The sequence below is a fragment of the Micromonospora sp. NPDC005163 genome, from assembly GCF_053599835.1.
In genome coordinates this window covers 48,652-68,867 of the sequence record NZ_JBSFYP010000024.1, presented here as the reverse complement: position 1 = coordinate 68,867, position 20,216 = coordinate 48,652, and the positions used below count along the sequence as shown (strand labels likewise).

Sequence of the window (20,216 nt, the reverse complement as noted above, 5' to 3'; positions counted from 1 at the left end):
TCACTTGTAACGGATTCCGATGAGGCGCTGGAGGAGGATGAACGCGAAGAGCAGGCCGCCGATCACGATCTTGGTCCACCAGGAGTTGAGGCTTCCGTCGAAGGTGATGAGGGTCTGGATCACGCCCAGGACCAGGACGCCGAGCACCGTGCCGAAGACGTATCCCGAGCCACCGGTGAGCACGGTGCCGCCGATGACGACCGCCGCGATGACATCCAACTCCATGCCGACGGCGATCAATGGCGCGCCGGAGAGGGTGTAGAAGGACAACAGGATCCCGCCGATCGCGGAGCACAGGCCGCTGATCGTGTAGACGGCGATCCGGGTACGCCCCACCGGCAGGCCCATCAGCAGCGCCGACTGCGGGTTACCGCCGACGGCGTGCACGTTGCGGCCGAGACGGGTGTAGGCCAGCGTGTACGCGGCGACGACGACCACGGCGAACGCGATGAGCACGCTGATCGAGACGAAGTTGCCCCGGGGATCTCCGATCCGCTCCTGGGACATCCTGGTCCAGAACCCGTCGGTGATCGGGATGGACGAGCCGGAGATGAACGTGCACATCCCCCGGGCGAAGAACATCCCGGCGAGCGTGACGATGAACGGCTGGATGTCGAAGAAGTGGATGGCGCAGCCCATCAGCAGGCCGAGCGTCGGGCCGATGAGCAGGGCGATGACGAGCACGAGCGCCGCCGGCAGGCCCTGCTGGAGCAGCGAGGCCGACACCATCGCCGTCATGGCGACGACGGAGCCGACGGACAGATCGATGCCGCCGGTGAGGATCACGAAGGTCATCCCCACCGCGACGACGAGCAGGAAGCCGTTGTCGATGAAGACGTTGAAGATGACCTGCACGTTGGAGAACGCCTGGTACTGGGACACGCCGATGCCGTACATGACCAGGAGCAGGACGAGCGTGGCCAGGACCGGTATCTGCCGCCTCGGCAGCCGGAACCGGGTACGGCCAGCGGTGAGCGATCCAGTGGTCATGCCGGCACCTGCTCCTTCGGCGAGTCGGTGACGGTGCTGGGCGGCGGGGCACTGCTCCTGCGACGGGTGAACCGCGCCCGGAACGCCGGCGCCTGGATGAGGCAGACGGTGATGACGACGACCGCTTTGAACAGCAGCGACGTCTGCGGTGAGATGTTCATGGCGTACACCGTGGTGGTCAGGGTCTGGATGATCAGCGCGCCGAGGATGGTGCCGCTGAGGAAGAACCGCCCGCCCGCGAGGGACGTGCCGCCGATGACGACCGCGAGGATGGCGTCGAGTTCCACCCAGAGGCCCGCGGCGTTGCCGTCGGCGCTGGAGACGTTGGCGGTCATCATGAACCCGGCGACCGCGGCGCAGACGGCGCTGAGGACGTACGCGAGGAAGATGACCCGGCCGGAGCGGATGCCGGCCAGTCGGCTCGCCTCGGCGTTGCCACCCACCGACTCGATGATCATGCCGAGCGCGGTACGGCGGGTGAACGCGGCGACGAGCAGCGCCGCGGCGAGCGCGATGAGGATGGCCAGTGGCAGCGTCAGCACGTGGCCCAGCCCGATCGCCCGGTACGGGCCGGAGTTGATCGTGATGATCTGGCCCTCGGTGATCAGCTGCGCCAGGCCTCGGCCGGCCACCATCAGGATCAGGGTGGCGATGATCGGCTGGATGCCGATCACGGCGACCAGCACCCCGTTCCAGGCGCCGAGCACGAGCGCGACCCCGAGCGCCATCGCGAGGGCGGTCAGCACCACGGGAAGGCTGTTCTGGTCGGGCTGCTGGCTGATGTACAGGCAGGCGGTCGCGCCACTGATCGCGCACATCGACCCGACCGACAGGTCGATTCCGCCGGTCGAGATGACCACGGTCATGCCCAGCGCGACGAGGATCAGCGGCGCGCTCAGCCGCAGGATGTCGATCGGCGTGCCGTACAGGTGCCCGTCCTTGAGCTCGACGGACAGGAACCCGGGCCGGTAGACCGTGTTCGCGGCGAGCATGACGACGAGCACGGCGGCGGGCCAGAACAGCCGGTGACCGGTGATCGCCCGGTAGCGGCCCACGGTGTCGTTCATCGGTCTGCCTCCTCCCGGTGGGTTCCACTGGCGATGGTCTGCATGACGCGGTCGGCGTCGAGGCTCTCGTCGTTGGCGAGCTGCGCGACCATCTGCCGGTCCCGCATCACGGCGACCTTGTGACTGAGGCGCAGCACCTCCTCCAGTTCGGCGGAGATGAACAGCACGGCCATGCCGCCGTCGGACAGCTGCGTCACGAGTTTCTGGATCTCGGTCTTCGCGCCGATGTCGATGCCCCGGGTGGGTTCGTCGAGGATCAGCAGCCGCGGCTCGGTGATCAGCCACCGGGCCAGGAGCACCTTCTGCTGGTTGCCGCCGGAGAGATTGCGGACCGGCACCTCCGGGTCGGCGGGCCGGATGCTGAGGGCCTTGATGTACCTCTCGACCAGCTCGTCCTGGCGTCGACGTGGGATGGGCCGAAGCCAGCCCCGGGCGGCCTGCATGGCGAGGAGCAGGTTCTCGCGGACCGACAGGTCGGCGACGATGCCCTCCGCGCGACGGTTCTCCGAGCAGAAGCCGATGCCCCGGTCGATGGCCTGCGCCGGGGTGCGTAGGCCGCTCGGCTCGCCGTCGACCGCGACCTGACCGCCGTCCGCCCGGTCGGCACCGAACAGCAACCTCGCCACCTCGGTACGCCCGGAACCCAGCAGACCGGCCAGGCCCACCACCTCGCCGGCGTGGATGGTCAGGCTGAACGGCTCGACCGCGCCTGCCCGCCCGAGGTTCGACACCGCCACCAGCGGGCGGCCCTCCTCCACGGCGGCCAGGTCCCGTCGCGAGTGCTCCTCGATGCCCTCGAGGACATCGAGTTCCTTGCCGATCATCTTCTCGACGAGGCTGAGCTGGGGCAGCTCGGCGGTCGGGTACTCGCCGACGAGCCCGCCGTTGCGCAGCACGGTGATCCGGTCGGCGATCTCGTAGACCTGGTCGAGGAAGTGGGTCACGAACAGGATCGCGATGCCCTCGTCGCGCAGTTGCCGCATGATGCGGAACAGCTGCGCGACCTCGCCCGCGTCGAGACTGGACGTCGGTTCGTCGAGGATCAGCACCCGGGCCTGGATGTCGATGGCGCGCGCGATGGCGACCATCTGCTGGATGGCCAGGGAGTACGAGCCGAGCGGCGCGCTGACGTCGAGGTCGAGGTCGAGGCGGGCCAGGAGCGTACGGGCACGACGGCGGACCTCGCCCCAGCGGACGGCGCCGAGCAGCCGGGGCTCGCGTCCGATGAAGAAGGTCTCCGCCACCGAGAGGTTGGTGCAGAGGTTGACCTCCTGGTAGACGGTGCTCACCCCGGCGGCCGTGGCCTGCATCGGCCCGCTGAAGGACACCGGCGCACCGTCGAGGGTGATCGCACCCTCATCGGTGTCGTAGACGCCGGTCAGCACCTTGATCAGGGTCGACTTGCCGGCCCCGTTCTCGCCCATCAGGGCGTGCACCTCGCCGGGGAGGAGCCGGAAGTTGACATCGTGGAGTGCGCGCACCCCGGGGAAGGTCTTGCTGATCCCGGTCATCGTCACGACCGGACGGTTATCCGTCATCCGATCAAGCCTCATCTGGAGGTTGGACACGGGGGCCGCCGCGCGAGCGCGGCGACCCCCCGGCGTCGGTCAGTACTTGCGGTTGAGCAGGGCCTCCTTGGCCTGCTCCTGCGTGAAGGTGGTCTCCTCGGTCTCGATCCGAGCAGGCACCTCCTCCCCGGCGGTGACCTTCTTGGCCAGGTCCATCAGCTGCGGGCCGAGCAGCGGGCTGCACTCGGCGATGAAGTTGAACTTGCCGTCGGCGAGGGCCTGCATGCCGTCCTTGACGGCGTCGACCGTGATGATGGTGATGTCCTTGCCGGGCACCTTGCCGGCCGCGGTGATCGCCTCGAGCGCGCCCAGGCCCATGTCGTCGTTGTGCGCGAACAGCACGTCGATCTTCGGGTTGGCCTTGAGGAACTGCTCCATGACCTGCTTGCCGCCGGCCCGGGTGAAGTCACCGGTCTGCGAAGCGATGATCTTCAGGTTCGGGTTGGCGGCGATCGCCTCGGCGAAGCCCTTCTTGCGGTCGTTGGCCGGGGCGGCGCCCGCGCTGCCCTGCAACTCGACGATGTTCACCGGCCCTGACGCGGTCTTCTTCTGCTCGACCAGCCACTCGCCGGCGAGCCGGCCTTCCTTGATGAAGTCCGAGCCGAGGAAGGTCTTGTAGAGGCTCTTGTCGGCCGAGTCGACCGAGCGGTCGGTCAGGATGACCGGGATGCCGGCATCCTTCGCCTCCTTGAGCACGGTGTCCCAACCGGACTCCACCACCGGCGAGAAGGCGATCACGTCGACCTTCTGCTGGATGTAGTTGCGGATCGCCTTGATCTGGTTTTCCTGCTTCTGCTGCGCGTCGTCGAACTTCAGCTCGACGCCCGCGGCGGCGGCCGAATCCTTGATCGAGGTGGTGTTCGCGGTACGCCAGCCGCTCTCCGCGCCGACCTGGGAGAAGCCCAGCGTGATCTTGCCGTCGTCGGCGGCGCCACCGCCGGTGTCGCTGTTGCCGCAGGCCGCCACGCTGCCGACGAGCAGCACGGTGGCGAGGACCGCGGCGGCGCGCCACGGAGCGGAGTGCGTTCGCATCTTTCTCATCGGATCTCCTTGGCTCGGGGGTTCTGGGCGCCCGCGTGACCGCCGACGTGGGGGCGGGCGGCGTACGCGGGTGGTGCAGGCTGTGCCGTCGGTGGTGCAGCCCGGCGGGCTGTGCCGGGGTCGCCGGTCAGGAACTCGCCGGTGCGGTCGGTTGCTGGCCGTAGACGTTCTGGTAGCGGTGGTAGAGCGCGTCGATGTCCGCCTGCGCGATCGGCAACGGCTGCCCGAGTGCGCGGGTGAGGTGCGCGGTGCGGGCCACGTCCTCGCACATGACCGCCGCCTTGACCGCCGCGCGGGCGTCACGGCCGATGGTGAAGACGCCGTGGTTACGCATGAGCACCGCGGGTGAGCGGTGCCCGGCAAGCGTGGTGACGATGCCCTTGCCGATGTCGTCCCCGCCGATCAGCGCGAACGGGCCCACCGGGATCTCCCCGCCGAACTCGTCGGCCTGCGCCGTGAGGTGGCAGGGAATCGCCTCCCCGCGAGCCGCCCAGGAGGTGGCGTACGAGCTGTGCGTGTGCACCACCCCGCCGACCTCCGGCATGGCGCGGTAGACGTAGGCGTGGGCGGCGGTGTCGCTGGACGGGGCGAAGTCTCCCTCGACGAGGACGCCGTCGAGGTCGCAGACCACCATGGTGTCCGCCGAGAGGTCGTCGTAGCCGATGCCACTCGGCTTGATGACCATGAGGTCCCGGCCGGGAACCCGCGCGGAGATGTTGCCGGACGTCCAGGCCACCAGGCGGTACCGGGTCAGTTCGCCGTGCAGGCGGGCCACCGTCTCGCGCAGCTCGCCAATCTGTCGCTTCACCTCGGCGTTCATGCGACCACCTCCAGCGCGGTCTCTTGCGTGGCTGCGCCGGCCTCGACCGCCGCGTTGCGGATCGCGCGCAGACGGAGCATCACGTCGTTGCCTCCACGACCGAAGTGGTCGTGCAGTGTCCGGTACTCGGCGTAGAGGGCGTCGTACGCGCGGGCCCGGTCCGGATCCGGTCGGTAGACCGCCTCGTGCACCCGACCCATCGCCTGCGACGCCTCGTGGATCGACGGGTACTCGCCGGCGGCGACGGCGGCATGGATCGCCGATCCGAGCGCCGGCCCCTGCGCGGAGCCGATGATGTTCAGCGGCCGGTTGGTCACGTCGGCGTAGATCTGCATCAGCAGCTCGTTGGAGGTGAGACCACCGGCGATCACCAGGTCGTTCACCGCCACCCCGGCCTCGACGAACGCGTCAATGATCATTCGCGTGCCGTACGCCGTGGACTCCAGCAGCGCCCGGTAGACGTCCTGCGGCCGGGTGGCCAGGGTCATCCCGACGATCATCCCGCTGAGGTCGTGGTTGACCAGCGGTGACCGGTTGCCGTTCCACCAGTCCAGCGCGACGAGGCCGTGCGCGCCGACCGGCTGGCTGGCGGCCAGCTCGGTGAGGCGTTCGTGCGAGGCGACCCCGGCCGGGGCGGCGTGCTCGACGAACCAGCCGAAGATGTCGCCGACTCCGCTCTGCCCGGCCTCGTAGCCCCACGCGCCGGCGCTGATGCCGCCGTCGACGACGCCGCACATCCCGGCCACCTCGGCGAGGTGCGAACTGTTGACCACGTGACAGGTGGAGGTGCCCATGATCGCCACGAGTCGACCTGGCTCCACGGCCTGCGCGGACGCCGCGGTGACGTGCGCGTCGACGTTGCCGGCGGCAACCGCGATCCCCTCCGGCAGGCCGGTCCATGCGGCGGCACGGGCGGTGAGCGTGCCGGCCCGGGCGCCCAGCGGCAGCAGCGGACCGTCCAGTTTGGCGATGAAGTCACCGAAGGCCGGGTTGAGCGCGGTCAGGAAGCTCTGCGACGGGTGCCGGCCATCCTGCAGGATGCCCTTGTAACCGGCCGTGCAGACGTTGCGGGTCTCGGCGCCGCTCAGCTGCCAGACGATCCAGTCCGCGGCTTCGATGAAGCGCTCGGCGCGGTGGTAGACCTCGGGGTCCTCCTCGAGGATCTGGAGGCCCTTGGCGAACTGCCACTCGGCGGAGATCTTTCCGCCGTACCGGCCGATCCACGGCTCCGCCCGCTCGTGGGCGAGGGCGTTGATCCGGTCGGCGTGCGGCTGGGCCGCGTGGTGCTTCCACAGCTTGACCCAGGAGTGCGGGCGGTCGCGCAGCTCCGGCGCCTCGCAGAGGGGCGTGCCGTCGGCGAGCGTCGGCAGCACCGTGCAGGCGGTGAAGTCGATGCCGATGCCGACGATCGCGGCGGGGTCCACCCCCGCGGCGGACACGGCGGCCGGGACGGCGTACCGCAGGACGTCGCGGTAGTCGTCCGGATTCTGCAGAGCCCAGTCCGGCGGCAGCGGCCGACCTGAAGGGAGGGCCGCGCTGATGACTCCGTCGCCGTACTCGTGCACCGCGGTCCCCAGCTCGGCGCCGTCGCCGACCCGGACCACCAGGGCTCGCCCGGACAGGGTGCCGAAGTCGACACCGACGACGTAGCGTTCGCCAGCTCCGTCCACAGGATTCATGTCCACCTCCACCGTCAACGCGCCCAGTGTTAACGCTCACATCTATCCTCGTCAAGACACCCGCCGGCAACAGCTCCGTAACGTCAGCCGGGAGCCCGACAGCGGGACGGCACGCCGATGGCCCGGCCTGTCGGCCGGGCCATCGGGATCTCGCGGCTGTTGAACCGCGAGCGGGCGCTGCGCTCAGCGGGCGGGGTTGCGGTTGTACAACGCCCTGGCCCAGAAGAAGCAGAGCACGGTGATGACGGCACACCAGGCGACCGCGAGGATCCCGTTGGCGCCGATCCCGGTGCCGAGCAGCAGGCCACGGAGGGTCTCCATCACCGGGGTGAAGGGCTGGTAGTCGGCGAACAGGCGCACCGCCGTCGGCATCGAGTCGGTGGGGACGAACCCGCTGCCGAGGAACGGCAGCAGCACCAGCGGCATCGGCAGGTTGCTGGCCGTCTCGACACTCTCGCTGACCAGCCCGAGGGCCACCGACAGCCAGGTGAGCGCGAGAGTAATCATCGCGAGGACGCCGATCACGGCGAGCCACTCGACCGGGTTGGCGTTCGGCCGGAAGCCGACGAGCAGTGCCACGCCGGTCACGACCGCGAGACTGAGCAGCGTCTGGATCAGGCTGCCCAGCACGTGGCCGGTGAGGACCGACGGTCGGAAGATCGCCATGGTGCGGAACCGGGCGATGATGCCCTCGGTCATGTCCATGGCAACCGAGATGGCGGTGCCCTGCGCCGCGCTGACAACCGTGATGAGCAGGATGCCGGGGGTGACGTAGTTGGCGTACTGGGCCCGGTCGCCGGAGGGCCCGAGGCCGGCGCCGAGCGTGCCGCCGAACACGTAGACGAAGAGCAGCAGGATGATGACCGGGATGCCGATGAGCAGGAGCGTCATCGACGGATAGCGCCGCATGTGCAGGAGGTTGCGCCGCAGCATCGTGCTCGAGTCGCGGGCAGCGAGGGTGAGGGTGCTCATCGCGCCATGGCCCTTTCGTTGTCGGGTCGGCCGGTCAGGGTGAGGAAGACGTCGTCCAGGTCCGGGCCGTGCACGGTGAGACCGGCCACGCCCACCGAGGCGCGGTCGAGCTGGTCGAGCAGGGCTCGGAGCGACCCGACCCCACCGTCGCTCGGGACCTGCAGGGTCAGTGCCGCGTCGTCCCGGGTGCCCGACGCCAGCAGGCCAGTGGCCGCGTCGAGCCCCGCCTGGTCGGCGAACTGCAACACGACGTGACCGCCGGGGATGAGCCGTTTCAGCTCGTGCGGGCTGCCCTCGGCGATCAGGCGGCCGTGGTCGAGGAAGGCGATCCGGCTGGCGAGTTGATCGGCCTCCTCCAGGTACTGGGTGGTCAGGAGGATGGTGACGCCGTCGGCGACGAGATCACGGATGATCTGCCACATCGCGCGGCGGCTGCGCGGGTCCAGGCCGGTCGTCGGCTCGTCGAGGAAGATGACGCGCGGATCGCCGACCAGGGTCATCGCGAGGTCGAGCCGACGGCGCATCCCGCCGGAGTACGTCGCCACCGGCTTGTCCGCCGCCTCCGTCAGGTCGAACTGCGCCAGCAGCTCGACGACGCGTCGTCGGCCGGACGCCCTGCCGAGGTGGCGCAGGTCGGCCATCAGGCTCAGGTTCTCCCGACCGGTGAGCAGGTTGTCGACGGCGGAGAACTGGCCGGTGACGCCGATCAGTGCGCGTACCGCGTCGGGCTCCCGGGTCAGGTCGTGGCCGCCGACGCGGGCGTCGCCGTCGTCGGCATCGATCAGGGTGGACAGGATCTGCACGGTGGTGGTCTTGCCGGCGCCGTTGGGGCCGAGTAGCGCGAAGATCGTTCCTTCGGCGATCTCCAGATCGACGCCGTCGAGCACGACCTTGTCGCCGTAGGACTTGCGCAGGCCGGTCGCGACTATCGCGGGTCGGGAAGGGCTGGCCATGGTCTCCTCGATTCGTGTACGGGGTGTCGTCGTGCGATCCATCAGGCGCGCCGGATCGTGATGTCGCCGTAGGAGGTGTTCGCCCGGACCTCGACCGTGTCGTCGGTCTGCGCCGGGCTGTCGGTCGTTTCGAGCGCGTTGTGCACCCGGCCGTGCCTGGAGCTGACGTCGAGCCAGGCGGCGGTCCCGCGGCGGACGCCAACCTCGATGGCCCCGTAGGAGGTCTGCAACTCGATCGACCCCCGCACGACCTCGCCGAGCCGAACGTTGCCGTAGGCGGTGCGTGCCGTCACTGAGGCCATCGGCCCGTCGAGGGTGATGTCGCCGTAGGCGGTGTTGACCCGGACGTCGCCGTCGCTCCGGCCGATCCAGCAGTCCCCGGACGAGTTCTTGATCTCGGCGGCACCGTCGACCGCACCGATGCGCACCTTGCCGGAGGACGCCTTCACCCGGGCTGATCCGGCGACGTGCTCCACGGCCACCTCGCCGTGACTGGTGTCGATCTCCAGCGGCCCGGTCCGGTCGAGTCGGATCGCGCCGCCGGTCTTGACGTAACACTCGCCGAGCCGCCCCTCGCAGCGGAACGCCGCCCAGGATGCCGTGGCGTGCATCCGTGACCCGCTCGGCACCTCGATCAGGAGGTCGACCGAGGGTCCAGCGCCGGGGCCGAAGCGACGCCAACTCTTCGGCGCTCTGATCATCAGTTGGCCGGCGGCGTACTCGACGGTGGTCTGCTCGGCGGCGCTCACGTCGGCCTTGCTCGACGGGTCACGGGGCCGCACCTGCACGACCGTGTCGGTGCGGTCGGTCGCGGCGATCCACGCGTCCCCGACGGGCAGCTCGATCTGGACGGAGATGGGCTCTGGCGTATCGAAAACAGGCATGGTGGTCTCCCGGAATGTGGGCAGCGGGCATCGCCGCAGGTGAGTGGGGGGAAAGAAAGAAGGGGTACGCGGTCAGCGCGCCCAGCCGGTGAAGTGCTGGCCGGACCGCGGCTCCACCCGGCGCGGCGGGCGGCGGTCCGGCTCGCCAGCCCCGACGGCGCCGGCGACGGCTCGCACCAGCCAGGCGTTGACCGACAGTCCGGCCCGGCCGGCGGCCTCCTCGACGCTGGTCTTCAGGTGGTCCGGGAGGCGGAGATTGATCCGCGACGTGCCGCCGTCGTCACCGTCCGGCGCGGGCACCGGCGTCGGCAGCACCGGCGGGCCGGCTTCCTCGACCGGCTCGGCCGGGGTGCTGGCCGGCGTCACCACGAAGTCGGGCTCGCGACCGCGCAGCCGGACGTGCACCGAGCCCGGCGCGAGCTCGCGGGTGATCTCGTCGGCCGCGTCGGACAGCGCGTCGAGCAGCATGAGACGGGTCGCCGCCTCCAGTTGGGTGAAGAGCCGCTCGGCCAGGGCCCGGCCGTCCGGGTCGACCCCCTCCGCGGCCACGGCGTACTCGTTACGCAGGTTCTCGACGTACGGCCTCAATTCCATGGCACCATCATGGCACCACTTTGGCTCATCACGCAACACCTTTGGCTCACAGTGATGCCATCGCCCTGGGGTGGGTGTCATTCCGCTCGGAAATGCGCTGCTCACCCACGGACCCGGGTGGACGTCCTCAGCTCACCGAAGGCGCGTCGGACCATGCGGTTCGCGGCCTCCTGGGCGACCCCGGTGGCCACCAGCAGATCACTGACGGTCGTACGGACCTGGGCGACCACGACCGCACCGGAGAAGCCGACCCCCTCCCGGTAGGCGTCGCCGGCCGCGCAGACCGCCCGCAGCGCCTGCTCCCGCGCCCGCTTGGGTTCGTCGCCGGCGGCGAACTGCCGCTTCATCAGCCGGACCGCCTCGGCCAGGTCGGTGACCGCCCTCGGCATCGGCTCCGGTATCGGCTCGCCGTCCTCGATCAGGCTCACCGACCGGCGGATCAACGTCCCGCTGTTGCGCATCGCCCGGTCGATCGGCTCCGCCGCCTGCGCGTACCGGCCCACCGGTCCGTGCCGTTCGTGCCAGTGCACCGGCGACAGGGTGCTGGCCTCCCGTGCGCCCTGGGTCGCCTCGACGAGTGCGCTCAGCTCGTCCTTGTTCTGCCGCAGCTTGACCATGGCGGCACGTGCCGGGGCGGCATCGTGCCGGGCCAACGCGCCGGCCGTGGCGTCGAGCTGTGTGCTCAGGAGGTCCAGAGCCGGCCGTGCGGCCCGGTTGAGCACCCGCAGCGGGTTCAGCGGCAGCAGTACGGCGGTGACCACCAACGCCACCGCTCCACCGACGAGGGCGTCCACGAACCGGGGGATCTCCAGGTCCCGCACGGACGGACTGAGCGTGGCGATGAGCACCGCTGTCGCCCCGGCCTGGATCACCACCGCCGCACTGCCAACGAGAAACAACGCGACGACGATCGCCAGCACGACGATCAGGGCGAGTTGCCACCAGCCGGTACCGGTCACCGCGAGCAGCAGGTCACCGATCAGCACCCCGACCGTGACGCCCAGGACCAGGTCGATCGTGCGGCGCAGCCGTTGGCCGACCGACGCGGCGAGGGTCGACACCGCGGAGATCGGCGCGAACACCGGCTGCGAGATGTGCAGCACCTCGTGCACCACCAGCCAGGACAGCGACGCGGCCAGGCCCGCCTGCACGGCGAGCCCGCTGATGGCGCGTGCCCGAAGCAGGCGGTCCCGCAGAGTGGCCACCGTACGGCCGCGAAGCCGGGCGGCGATCGCCGCCAGACCGGCATGGTCGGTGCCGTCGGCGCGGGTCGGCGCACTCCCGTCATCTCCGTGCCGATTGGCGTCGACCATGGCGGCACCTACCCCACCAAGACCGGATCAATCCTGACCGCCGGCGCCGCGGGACCGGCGCACCCGGCGGTCCGCCGCGCGGGTGACCGGCGTCAGGTGAGCGGCAGCGCGTCCGCTGTTGCCACGGTTGGGTCGGTGTGGGTGGGGTAGACGCCGGTCTGTCACCGCGATGGCCGTCCTGCCGAATCGCGTGGCCAGGGCTGCCGGGCGCATCGGGGGGCGATGTCGGATGGATCAGCGGGGTTGAGCCGGCCGGAGATACCCGACGGCGGCATCGTGGAGCTGCGGGTGCACGGGGTGTCCGGCGCGAGTGCCGCCGACGTGTTGGACCTGCGGCAGGTGGCGCAGGTGGCGGGGGACCGCAACGGGGGCTTCTACCGGCCCCGCCCGCGCTGCTCGGAGACCGACGGCGTGCGAGGGATCACGCTGGAGGCGTACCGCTGGGGTGACCTGCCCTCCGGGACCGTGGCCCGCACGATGGCGCTGGTGTTCCTGGCGCCGTTCATGCTGGCCAACGTGGCCATCTGGATGCGCCCGGCCAACCCTGGATCCGCGGCGTTGGTCAAATCCCTGTGCCGGGTGCTGGCGCTCACGCTCACCGCGTTCTACGTGCTCGCCATTGCCGGCGTCGCCCTGGACCTGATCGCCTGGAGGTGTATGGCCTCGCCCCGCTGCCTGGCCGGACGTAGCTGGTTGTCCTGGCTGGGAGGGCACCCGACCGGACTGCGGCTGGCGGTGCTCGCGCTGGTCCCGGCCGCTGCCATCGGCGTGATCTGGCGCGTCAGCAACCGCCCGGGGAGGACCTTCGACGCGTTTCACGCACCCGAGAAGGCGGTCTCCGACCATCCGCTCGGCGCGGTCGGTCAGTGGGACGCCGAGCCGCTGGTGGGTCGGCTGCGTTCCATCCACGTGGCGGCGGCGTTCGCGACACTCGACCTCACTCTGCTCGCCGCCCGAGCCGCGACCGGCGCCTCGGGCGTCACGGTCGCGCTGGCCATGGTCACCGGGGCGGTCCTGGTCGCCTGCGTGGCGCTGCTCTGCACGCCCCCGCTCATCGACCGTGGCACCGCCGACCGGCGGCTCGACGGGGTCACCCGCACGCTGCGGACGACCGCCATCATCCTGACCGTCGTCGTCGTGACCCACGTGCTGGCCAGCCGTGCGTCGTGGCGTGCGGGGGGCGGCCTGCCCGGCTACGACGCGACCCTGGCCTGGCTGTTCGTCACCCAGACGACGCTGCTGGCCGCGCTGGGCGTGGTGCTGCTCTGGCGCCGGGACCGGCGACGGGACGTCACCCCGCTGTTCGGGCTGGGAGCGCTGGTGATCGCGGCCACCGCGGTCAGCCTCGCGGTGGCGTACTCCGCCGAGCTGGTCTACCGGGTGTCGGACTTCCTGGACCGCGATCTGTCGACCGGCCTGGGCATCGCCACCGGCGCGCCCCGGGCGTACACCTGGGCGATCTACGGCTTCTTCCGCGCGGTGCTGATCACGCTGATCGTCGCGGGCCTGATGATCCTGATCTCCCGCCGCGGCCGGTACCGTGCCGCGTCGGCGATCGTCGCGGGCGACTACCCCGACGCGCCCCCGCAGACCGAACCCCGGCTGCGGCAGGTGCGGCAGGCGATAGCCCGGGCCCGGTTCACCGAGGACCTGGTGCCGTTGGCCGTGGTCTACGGCTGCCTCGCCGGACTCGGCACGGCCACCACCTCCATCGGCCTGCTGGAGCTGTTCCCGAGCGACGTCATCGAGCGGCACGTGGGGGTGCCCGCCGGCGTGGTCACCTTCGGCATCGCGTTCGGCAGCTGGCTGATCGCGGCGATCATCGTCAGTCTGATCATCGCCGGGGTCTTCGCCTACCGGACCGTCCCGTTCCGGCGCCACGTCGGCGTCCTCTGGGACCTCGGAACCTTCTGGCCCCGCGCCGCCCACCCGTTCGCGCCACCCTGCTACTCCGAACGGGCCGTGCCGGAGTTGGCCCGCCGGATCACGTACCTGGTCTCCCAGGGCAACGCGGTGCTGCTCACCGGGCACAGCCACGGCTCGGTCCTGCTCGCCGCCACGGTGCTCCAGCTGCCACCGCAGGTCGGCAACCGGGTCGCGCTGCTCACCCACGGGTCGCCGCTGCGCCGGCTCTACGGTCGGCTCTTCCCCGCCTACATCGACGACGCGGTACTGCGCGAGATCGGGGACCGGGTCGGCTGGCGGTGGGTGAACCTGTGGCGCGACACCGACCCCATCGGCGGCTGGCTCTTCTCCGCCCACCGGCCGGGTGCGCCGGCCACCGTGGAAGGCCCGCCGGCCGCGGTGGACCGTCGACTGCGAGATCCCAGCGATGTGGTGACGCCACCCAGCGACAGTGTCCCCCCACCGATCGAGGGGCACTGCCCGGAGGAATCGAGCGAGTCGCTGACCGCCGCGGTGGGTGAGCTGGTGCGGCGCCTCGGAGGGCCGGCGGACCCGCCCGCCACGGCGACGTAGTGCCGACGCTAGGCCGCCTGCGTGCGCCAGTCGTCGAGGCGCGTGCCGGCGAGGCGGGCGCCATCGGCGGGGACGAGGGAGCGTTCGCCCAGCGTGGTTCCGAAGTACTGGGCGGCGGGGTCGGTCACCACCGAGCGGGAGTCGTGACGCGCCGCGAGAGTGGATCGGCCCAGCTCGTCGAGGCGGAACTGCTCCGGCCCGGCGATCTCGACCACGGCGTTCGTCGGTGCGCCGACCGTGACCTCGGCGACGGCGGTCGCGACGTCGTCAGCCGCCATCGGCTGGATGAGCGCCGGCGCGAGGCGGACGGTGTCGCCGTCCGTGGCGGCGTCGATGATGCCCTGGACGAACTCGAAGAACTGCGTGGCGTGCACCAGCGAGTACGGCAGCCCGGACGCGGCGATGAGCTTCTCCTGGGCGACCTTGGCCCGCATGTACCCGCTGTCCGGAAGCCGGTCCGAGCCCACGATCGAGAGGGCCACGTAGTGCCCCACCCCGGCTTCCGCCGCGGCGGCGAGGAGGTTCCGGGTGGACGTCTGGAAGAACTCCAGCACGGCGGCAGCCTCGAACGAGGGGGAGTTCGACACGTCGACCACGATGTCGGCGCCGTCGAGCACCGCACCCACCCCTTCGCCGGTCAACGTGTTCACGCCGGTCTTCGGCGACGCCGGGACGGCCTCATGGCCCTGCGCGCCGAGCTTGCCCACGAGCTTGGAGCCGATGAGGCCGCTGCCGCCGATAACGACGATCTTCATGGACCAGCCTTCCTGCTGTCAGCTGACGGATGACCCCCGGAGCGGACGGGGTCACGACGACATCAGGCTACGTACCTGCGGATACCTCGCGTGGAGACATCGCCCCTCATGACTGGGTACGGCCACCGGCCGCACCACGACAGCGCAGCTCGGCGGGGCGGCGGGGCGGCGAAAGTCGGTTGCCGGGCGCGGCGGGCTCCGAAAGAGTGGCGTCCATGACGTACTGACGGACAACGCCTCCTGCTCCGAGCACCGGTGACAACATCCCGGTGCCGTGATGCCGTCCGTCCCTGCGTTTCCCTCAGAAGCGAGCGTCTCTTGTCTGAGCACCACTCCCGTCGGGAGTCACTGCCCCCGTCCACTCCAGCGACCCTCTCGGTGGTCGCCTCACCCGTCGGCGCCGCCATGACGTCGACCGTGCGGTACCCGTTTCTGGTGGGCTCCGACATCGGGGGCGGCGTCGCCGTTCTCCCCATCCGGCTCACGGGCGTCGTACCCGAGTGCCTGGCCGGGCGGTTCCCCGACCTCGACCATGCGCTGGATCGAGCGGGACGCCGAGGACCCGACCCGGGCCGTCGTGCCGGGCGACAGTCCGGCCGGCGACCTGGAGGGCCTCGGGGCGGTCGGCCGGGGCAACCACTTCGAACGTACGCGCGTCGACACCTTCTTCGACCCCAGTTGCGCGGGCCGTCCCGGGCTCGGCGCCGGTGACCTCCGTGCTCATCGCCGAGAACGGGCGTGTCGGCTCGGGCGCGGGCGGCCTCGTAGGGTGATGGCATGGCTGAGCGATCTCTGACCTTGATGGCGGTGCACGCGCACCCCGACGACGAGGCGACGAGCACCGGTGGTGTCCTTGCGCGCTACGCGGCGGAGGGGATCACGACCGTGCTCGTGACCTGCACCGACGGGCGCTGTGGCGACGGCCCCGGCGGGGTCAAGCCCGGCGACCCGGGGCACGACGCGGCCGCGGTCGCGGCGATGCGCGAGGCCGAGCTGGAGGTCAGTTGCGCGGCGTTGAAGGTCACCCACCTGGAGACGCTCGGCTATGCCGATTCCGGGATGATGGGCTGGGCGACCAATGACCTGCCCGGCGCGTTCTGGGCCACGCCGGTCGACGAGGCCGCGGACCGGCTGGCGGAACTGATCCGCCGGTACCGGCCGGACGTCGTCGTCACCTACGACGAGAACGGCTTCTACGGCCACCCGGACCACATTCAGGCCCACCGGATCACCATGGCCGCTGTCGCGAAGACGGACGTTCCCGCAAAGGTGTACTGGACCACGGTGCCTCGTACGGCGTTCGCGGAATTCGGCCGGATCATGCGGGAGCTCGGCGTCGATTGGGCCGATCCGGACGCGTCGTCGGCCGAACCGGCGCCGGAGCTCGGCCTGCCCGACGAGGAGATCACCACCTGGGTGGACACGCGCAGCTATGGCGAGCAGAAGTTTGACGCGTTGGCCGCGCACGCCAGCCAGACCGAGAACATCTTCTTCCTGCAACTGGGCCGGGAGCGGTTCACCGAGCTGATGGGCCTGGAGACCTTCGTCCGGGTCCGGGACACCACCGGCGCGCCGGTTCCCGAGGACGACCTCTTCGCCGGACTGCGCTGACGCGTCGACGCGGCGCACAGGCCGCAGAGCTGAAACAGCGCGCAGGCTACCGTTGCCCGGTGCGAGCGGTGGTGGCGGAAGATCTCGTGTTGCTCCGGGACGGGCTGATCCGGCTGTTGGAGGCACACGGCTTCCAGGTGGTCGCCGCCGTGGGCAGCGGGCCGGATCTGCTGCGGGAACTGCTCGCGCAGCGTCCCGACGTGGCGGTGGTCGACGTGCGGCTACCGCCGACGTACACCGATGAGGGGCTGCGGGCCGCGCTCGCGGCCCGCAGCGAGGTGCCGGGGCTGCCGGTGCTGGTGCTCTCCCAGTACGTGGAGCGGTTGTACGCGCGGGAGCTGCTCGCCGACGGCCACGGCGGGATCGGCTACCTGCTCAAGGATCGAATCTCCGACATCGGCGAGTTCGTGGACGCGGTCCGCCGGGTCGCCGGCGGCGGCACCGCGCTCGATCCCACCGTGGTGGCGAAGCTGCTCGACAGCCGTCAGCGGGTGCTGCCGCTGGACCGGCTGACGACCCGTGAGCGGGAGGTGCTCGCGCAGATGGCACAGGGCCGGTCCAACGCGGCGATCGGGACCGCTCTCTTCATCACCGAGAAGGCGGTCGCGAAGCACACCAACAGCATCTTCGCCAAGCTCGGGTTGCAGTCGTCCGAGGACGACAACCGGCGGGTCCTCGCCGTCCTCGCCCACCTCGACGCATAGGGGTACTGGTACCACCACGGGAGGGGTTCCAGGCTCCTCGAAACGCGCCGCGCGAACGGCGAGCCTGGAGCCATGACCGCAACCCCCAGCACCGTGACCCCGCAGGCGGGTCCCGTCCCCCGCGCCGAACGCGCGCTCGCCCCGGACCTCGCCCGCGGCGCGATGCTGCTGTTCATCGCCCTCGCCAACGCCGCGAACTTCGCGTTCGCCGGCCAGCCGGGCCTCGACGGCACACCGCACGGCATGCAGCGCGCCATCAACTTCGTCCTGGCCACACTCGTCGACAGCCGCGCCTACCCGGTCTTCGGCGTCATGTTCGGCTACGGCCTGGTGCAGATCACCCGACGGCAGGGCATCGCGGCGCGTCGGATCCTGCTGCGCCGCAACGCCGCCCTGATCGGCTTCGGCCTGGTCCACGCGACACTGCTGTACTTCGGGGACTTCCTCGGCGCCTACGGCATCGTCGGTATCGCCGCCACCCTGCTGTTGCTGGGCAGGAGCGACCGCTTCCACCGCATTGTGCTGTGGCTGTGGGGCGTCCAGACGGTGTACGCCGGGTTCCTGGCGGTGCTGGCGCTCACCAGCGCGCGTGGCGGGGAGGCGGTGCTCACCAACACGCCCAACCCGTCGCTGGCCGCCGCCTCGTACGGCCAGTCGCTCCTGGACCGGCTCGCCGAGTGGCCGGTGCACACCGCCACCGTCCTCCCGTTCATCGTCATCGTGTGGCTGGGGATCTGGGCCGCCCGTCACCGCGTCCTGGAGGACCCCGCCACGCACCGCACGCTGCTGCGCCGTGTCGCCGTCGGCTGCCTCGGCATCTCCGTCGTCGGCGCGCTCCCCTACGCGCTCATCGCCGCTGGTGCCGTACACGTCGACGCGGCTACCGTCGAGTCCATGGCACTCCTGCACGCGGTGAGCGGCGAGTACGGAGGCCCGGGCTATGTCGCGTTGTTCGGACTGTTCGCGCTCCGACTCAGCGGCGCCCGTCGCGGCCGGGCGCTGCTCGCCCCGGTGATCGCGCTCGGGCAGCGGTCGCTGAGCGGGTACCTGCTGCAGTCCGTGGCCTGGCTGGCGCTGTTCTCGCCGTGGGCGCTGCACCTGACCGGCACGTACACCGCCGCCGGGGCCGCGGTCGCGATCTGGCTGGTCTCCGTCGCCGCGGCGCAGGCCATGAGCGCCACCGGCAACCGTGGGCCCGCCGAGACGCTGCTGCGGCGGATCACCTACCGTCCGGGCCGATGACCGCCGCCACCCGCAGGACCGTGGCCGGGACGCTCTGCGTCGCGGCCACGGTCGCCTGGCTGGTCACCGGCCGCGGCGAGTTCTGGCCACGCTGGGTGTACTTCGGCATCGGCACCGTGCTGCTCGGCCGTCTCCTGCTGCGCCGAGCGCTGCGGGTGCCGACCGGCCGGCGTCGCTGGCTCGCCCTCGACGTCGCCGCCTGCACGTTGCTCATGGCCGTGGACCTCAGCGTCTGGGTTCTCAGCGGTGGCGGGTACTTCTGGCCGATCTGGACCCTCCTCGGCGTGGCGCTGATCCTCGGACTGCACGCGTGGGTCGTCAGCCGCCCACCGGGCGCCCGCGAACGGGAACTCGCCGAGCGGATCGCCACCCTGACCCGTTCCCGGCGCGGTGCCGTGGATCGCCAGGCGGCCGAGCTCAAACGGGTGGAACGCGACCTGCACGACGGCGCCCAGGCCCGGCTGGTCTCCCTGGCGCTGACCCTCGGTCTGGCCGGTGACCTGGTACGCCGCGACGCCGACGGCGCCGAGCGCCTGCTGGAGGAGGCCCGCGCCACCGCGGTCGCGGCCCTCGACGACCTCCGCACGGTCACCCAGAGCATCCACCCGGCCGTCCTCGCCGACCGCGGCCTCGGTGACGCGGTCCGAGCGCTGGCCCTCGACCTTGCCGTGCCAGTCAGGGTGAGCGGCGACCCACCCGAGGACCTCCCACCTGCCGTGCAGACCGCGGCGTACTTCGCGGTGGCCGAGGCCCTGGCCAACGTGGCGAAGCACAGTGGCGCCACGCAGGCGTCCGTGGTGTTCGACCAGACCGGCGACACGCTGCGGATCGTTGTCACCGACAACGGCACCGGCGGTGCCGACCCGTCCCGTGGCACCGGCCTGCGCGGCATCATCGAGCGGCTCGACGCCATCGACGCCCGCCTGCGGGTGAGCAGCCCCGCCGCCGGCCCGACCCGGGTCACGATCACGATCCCGGTCGACCCGTCGCTAGGGTAGGCACATGTCCGACATCGACCCCTGCGAACTGCCAGCCGACCGCCAGCGCGGTTCGAACTTCGGGTGGTCGCTCGGCATGGTGCTGCGGCGCTGGCACGAGTACGTCGAGGAGGCTCTGATGGACCTGCCCCACGGCAGCCGCGGCTACCACATCCTGGCCGTGGTCGTCCACGAGGAGGTGCCGACACAGGTCGCCCTGGCGTCCCGCCTGGTGATCGACCGCAGTGTCCTCACGTACGTGATCGACGACCTGGAGAACGCCGGCCTGATCGAGCGGCAGCTGGACCCGCGCGACCGCCGTGCCCGCCGGATCGTGGCCACCGAGCACGGGAGGCTGGCCCTCGCCGACGCCGAGAAGCGGGTCGCGCACGCCGAGGACCACGTGCTGGCCGGGCTGCCCGAGGAGCAGCGGGCGAGTTTCCGCGACTTCGCCGACCGCGCCGCCGAGGCGATCCAGGCCGCCGCGCCCGGCACCGATCCCTGCGTCGCGGTCACCAGTGTCATGGGGCCGACGGACCAGTCCCCGCGCTGACCCGGGCCCGACGGT

18 protein-coding genes and 1 pseudogene are annotated in these 20,216 nt (G+C 71.0%); 7 read left to right on the top strand and 12 right to left on the bottom strand.

From position 1 onward, the window contains the following. The 11 genes from yjfF to ACWD6N_RS18330 form a co-directional block, all read right to left on the bottom strand. The gene (yjfF, locus tag ACWD6N_RS18380; RefSeq protein ID WP_354966067.1) at positions 1-990 is read right to left on the bottom strand and encodes a galactofuranose ABC transporter, permease protein YjfF; all 990 of its coding nucleotides are present in this window, start codon (positions 988-990) and stop codon (positions 1-3) included. Beyond that, on the bottom strand, positions 987-2,057 hold the full coding sequence (locus ACWD6N_RS18375) for an ABC transporter permease (protein ID WP_354966068.1): 1,071 nt from the start codon (positions 2,055-2,057) through the stop codon (positions 987-989). The genes yjfF and ACWD6N_RS18375 overlap by 4 nt, the downstream gene beginning before the upstream one ends. Then, entirely contained in the window at positions 2,054-3,595 is a 1,542-nt protein-coding gene (locus ACWD6N_RS18370) for a sugar ABC transporter ATP-binding protein (protein WP_450004993.1), read from the bottom strand. Before ACWD6N_RS18370 ends, ACWD6N_RS18375 begins: the two co-directional genes overlap by 4 nt. A gap of 69 nt (positions 3,596-3,664) precedes the next feature. Next, positions 3,665-4,666 carry an ABC transporter substrate-binding protein gene (locus ACWD6N_RS18365; protein WP_450004992.1) on the bottom strand — a complete coding sequence of 334 codons (1,002 nt, stop codon included), beginning with the start codon at positions 4,664-4,666 and terminating at the stop codon, positions 3,665-3,667. A gap of 127 nt (positions 4,667-4,793) precedes the next feature. Beyond that, on the bottom strand, positions 4,794-5,486 hold the full coding sequence (locus tag ACWD6N_RS18360; RefSeq protein ID WP_354966071.1) for an L-ribulose-5-phosphate 4-epimerase: 693 nt from the start codon (positions 5,484-5,486) through the stop codon (positions 4,794-4,796). After that, on the bottom strand, positions 5,483-7,165 hold the full coding sequence (gene araB / locus ACWD6N_RS18355) for a ribulokinase (protein ID WP_354966072.1): 1,683 nt from the start codon (positions 7,163-7,165) through the stop codon (positions 5,483-5,485). Before araB ends, ACWD6N_RS18360 begins: the two co-directional genes overlap by 4 nt. A gap of 183 nt (positions 7,166-7,348) precedes the next feature. Continuing rightward, positions 7,349-8,137, bottom strand: a complete 789-nt coding sequence (locus tag ACWD6N_RS18350) for an ABC transporter permease (protein WP_354966073.1) — start codon at positions 8,135-8,137, stop codon at positions 7,349-7,351. Further along, the gene (locus tag ACWD6N_RS18345; RefSeq protein WP_354966074.1) at positions 8,134-9,090 is read right to left on the bottom strand and encodes an ATP-binding cassette domain-containing protein; all 957 of its coding nucleotides are present in this window, start codon (positions 9,088-9,090) and stop codon (positions 8,134-8,136) included. The genes ACWD6N_RS18350 and ACWD6N_RS18345 overlap by 4 nt, the downstream gene beginning before the upstream one ends. A 41-nt stretch (positions 9,091-9,131) precedes the next feature. Then, positions 9,132-9,974, bottom strand: a complete 843-nt coding sequence (locus tag ACWD6N_RS18340) for a DUF4097 family beta strand repeat-containing protein (protein ID WP_354966075.1) — start codon at positions 9,972-9,974, stop codon at positions 9,132-9,134. Between the two features lie 72 nt (positions 9,975-10,046). Continuing rightward, complete coding sequence (locus tag ACWD6N_RS18335) at positions 10,047-10,568, bottom strand: hypothetical protein (protein ID WP_354966076.1); 522 nt, start codon at positions 10,566-10,568, stop codon at positions 10,047-10,049. Between the two features lie 101 nt (positions 10,569-10,669). Beyond that, positions 10,670-11,881 (bottom strand): FUSC family protein, encoded by a 1,212-nt coding sequence (locus ACWD6N_RS18330; RefSeq protein WP_354966077.1) that lies wholly within the window; start codon positions 11,879-11,881, stop codon positions 10,670-10,672. A gap of 222 nt (positions 11,882-12,103) precedes the next feature. On the opposite strand from ACWD6N_RS18330, the gene ACWD6N_RS18325 reads away from it, so the two are divergent. Then, complete coding sequence (locus ACWD6N_RS18325) at positions 12,104-14,359, top strand: hypothetical protein (RefSeq protein WP_354966078.1); 2,256 nt, start codon at positions 12,104-12,106, stop codon at positions 14,357-14,359. An 8-nt stretch (positions 14,360-14,367) separates the two neighbouring features. On the opposite strand, the gene ACWD6N_RS18320 is transcribed toward ACWD6N_RS18325, so the two are convergent. Continuing rightward, complete coding sequence (locus tag ACWD6N_RS18320; RefSeq protein WP_354966079.1) at positions 14,368-15,114, bottom strand: SDR family oxidoreductase; 747 nt, start codon at positions 15,112-15,114, stop codon at positions 14,368-14,370. A gap of 348 nt (positions 15,115-15,462) precedes the next feature. Between ACWD6N_RS18320 and ACWD6N_RS18315 the strand changes: the two are divergent. From ACWD6N_RS18315 to ACWD6N_RS18290, 6 genes and pseudogenes are all read left to right on the top strand, one after another. Continuing rightward, a pseudogene (locus ACWD6N_RS18315) lies at positions 15,463-15,866 on the top strand (RNA ligase RtcB family protein); the annotation flags it as partial. Positions 15,867-15,891: 25 nt separating this feature from the next. Next, entirely contained in the window at positions 15,892-16,725 is an 834-nt protein-coding gene (locus tag ACWD6N_RS18310; protein ID WP_354966080.1) for a PIG-L family deacetylase, read from the top strand. Positions 16,726-16,784: 59 nt separating this feature from the next. Continuing rightward, on the top strand, positions 16,785-17,429 hold the full coding sequence (locus ACWD6N_RS18305; RefSeq protein ID WP_354966081.1) for a response regulator transcription factor: 645 nt from the start codon (positions 16,785-16,787) through the stop codon (positions 17,427-17,429). Positions 17,430-17,501: 72 nt separating this feature from the next. After that, positions 17,502-18,671, top strand: coding sequence for a DUF418 domain-containing protein (locus ACWD6N_RS18300; RefSeq protein ID WP_354966082.1), 1,170 nt, complete (start codon positions 17,502-17,504; stop codon positions 18,669-18,671). Next, a complete protein-coding gene (locus ACWD6N_RS18295; protein ID WP_354966083.1) occupies positions 18,668-19,669 on the top strand; it encodes a sensor histidine kinase in 1,002 nt (333 codons plus the stop codon). Before ACWD6N_RS18300 ends, ACWD6N_RS18295 begins: the two co-directional genes overlap by 4 nt. A gap of 4 nt (positions 19,670-19,673) precedes the next feature. After that, positions 19,674-20,201, top strand: coding sequence for a MarR family winged helix-turn-helix transcriptional regulator (locus tag ACWD6N_RS18290; protein WP_354966084.1), 528 nt, complete (start codon positions 19,674-19,676; stop codon positions 20,199-20,201). The last annotated feature ends 15 nt before the right edge of the window (positions 20,202-20,216 follow it).

Coding starts and splice junctions, on each gene's coding strand:
- araB (WP_354966072.1), bottom strand. CDS start 7,165: ATGAATCCTGTGGACGGAGCTGGCGAACGCTACGTCGTCGGTGTCGAC.
- ACWD6N_RS18370 (WP_450004993.1), bottom strand. CDS start 3,595: ATGACGGATAACCGTCCGGTCGTGACGATGACCGGGATCAGCAAGACC.
- ACWD6N_RS18340 (WP_354966075.1), bottom strand. CDS start 9,974: ATGCCTGTTTTCGATACGCCAGAGCCCATCTCCGTCCAGATCGAGCTG.
- ACWD6N_RS18290 (WP_354966084.1), top strand. CDS start 19,674: ATGTCCGACATCGACCCCTGCGAACTGCCAGCCGACCGCCAGCGCGGT.
- ACWD6N_RS18310 (WP_354966080.1), top strand. CDS start 15,892: ATGGCTGAGCGATCTCTGACCTTGATGGCGGTGCACGCGCACCCCGAC.
- ACWD6N_RS18320 (WP_354966079.1), bottom strand. CDS start 15,114: ATGAAGATCGTCGTTATCGGCGGCAGCGGCCTCATCGGCTCCAAGCTC.
- yjfF (WP_354966067.1), bottom strand. CDS start 990: ATGACCACTGGATCGCTCACCGCTGGCCGTACCCGGTTCCGGCTGCCG.
- ACWD6N_RS18350 (WP_354966073.1), bottom strand. CDS start 8,137: ATGAGCACCCTCACCCTCGCTGCCCGCGACTCGAGCACGATGCTGCGG.
- ACWD6N_RS18300 (WP_354966082.1), top strand. CDS start 17,502: ATGACCGCAACCCCCAGCACCGTGACCCCGCAGGCGGGTCCCGTCCCC.
- ACWD6N_RS18335 (WP_354966076.1), bottom strand. CDS start 10,568: ATGGAATTGAGGCCGTACGTCGAGAACCTGCGTAACGAGTACGCCGTG.
- ACWD6N_RS18325 (WP_354966078.1), top strand. CDS start 12,104: ATGTCGGATGGATCAGCGGGGTTGAGCCGGCCGGAGATACCCGACGGC.
- ACWD6N_RS18375 (WP_354966068.1), bottom strand. CDS start 2,057: ATGAACGACACCGTGGGCCGCTACCGGGCGATCACCGGTCACCGGCTG.
- ACWD6N_RS18365 (WP_450004992.1), bottom strand. CDS start 4,666: ATGAGAAAGATGCGAACGCACTCCGCTCCGTGGCGCGCCGCCGCGGTC.
- ACWD6N_RS18330 (WP_354966077.1), bottom strand. CDS start 11,881: ATGGTCGACGCCAATCGGCACGGAGATGACGGGAGTGCGCCGACCCGC.
- ACWD6N_RS18345 (WP_354966074.1), bottom strand. CDS start 9,090: ATGGCCAGCCCTTCCCGACCCGCGATAGTCGCGACCGGCCTGCGCAAG.
- ACWD6N_RS18295 (WP_354966083.1), top strand. CDS start 18,668: ATGACCGCCGCCACCCGCAGGACCGTGGCCGGGACGCTCTGCGTCGCG.
- ACWD6N_RS18360 (WP_354966071.1), bottom strand. CDS start 5,486: ATGAACGCCGAGGTGAAGCGACAGATTGGCGAGCTGCGCGAGACGGTG.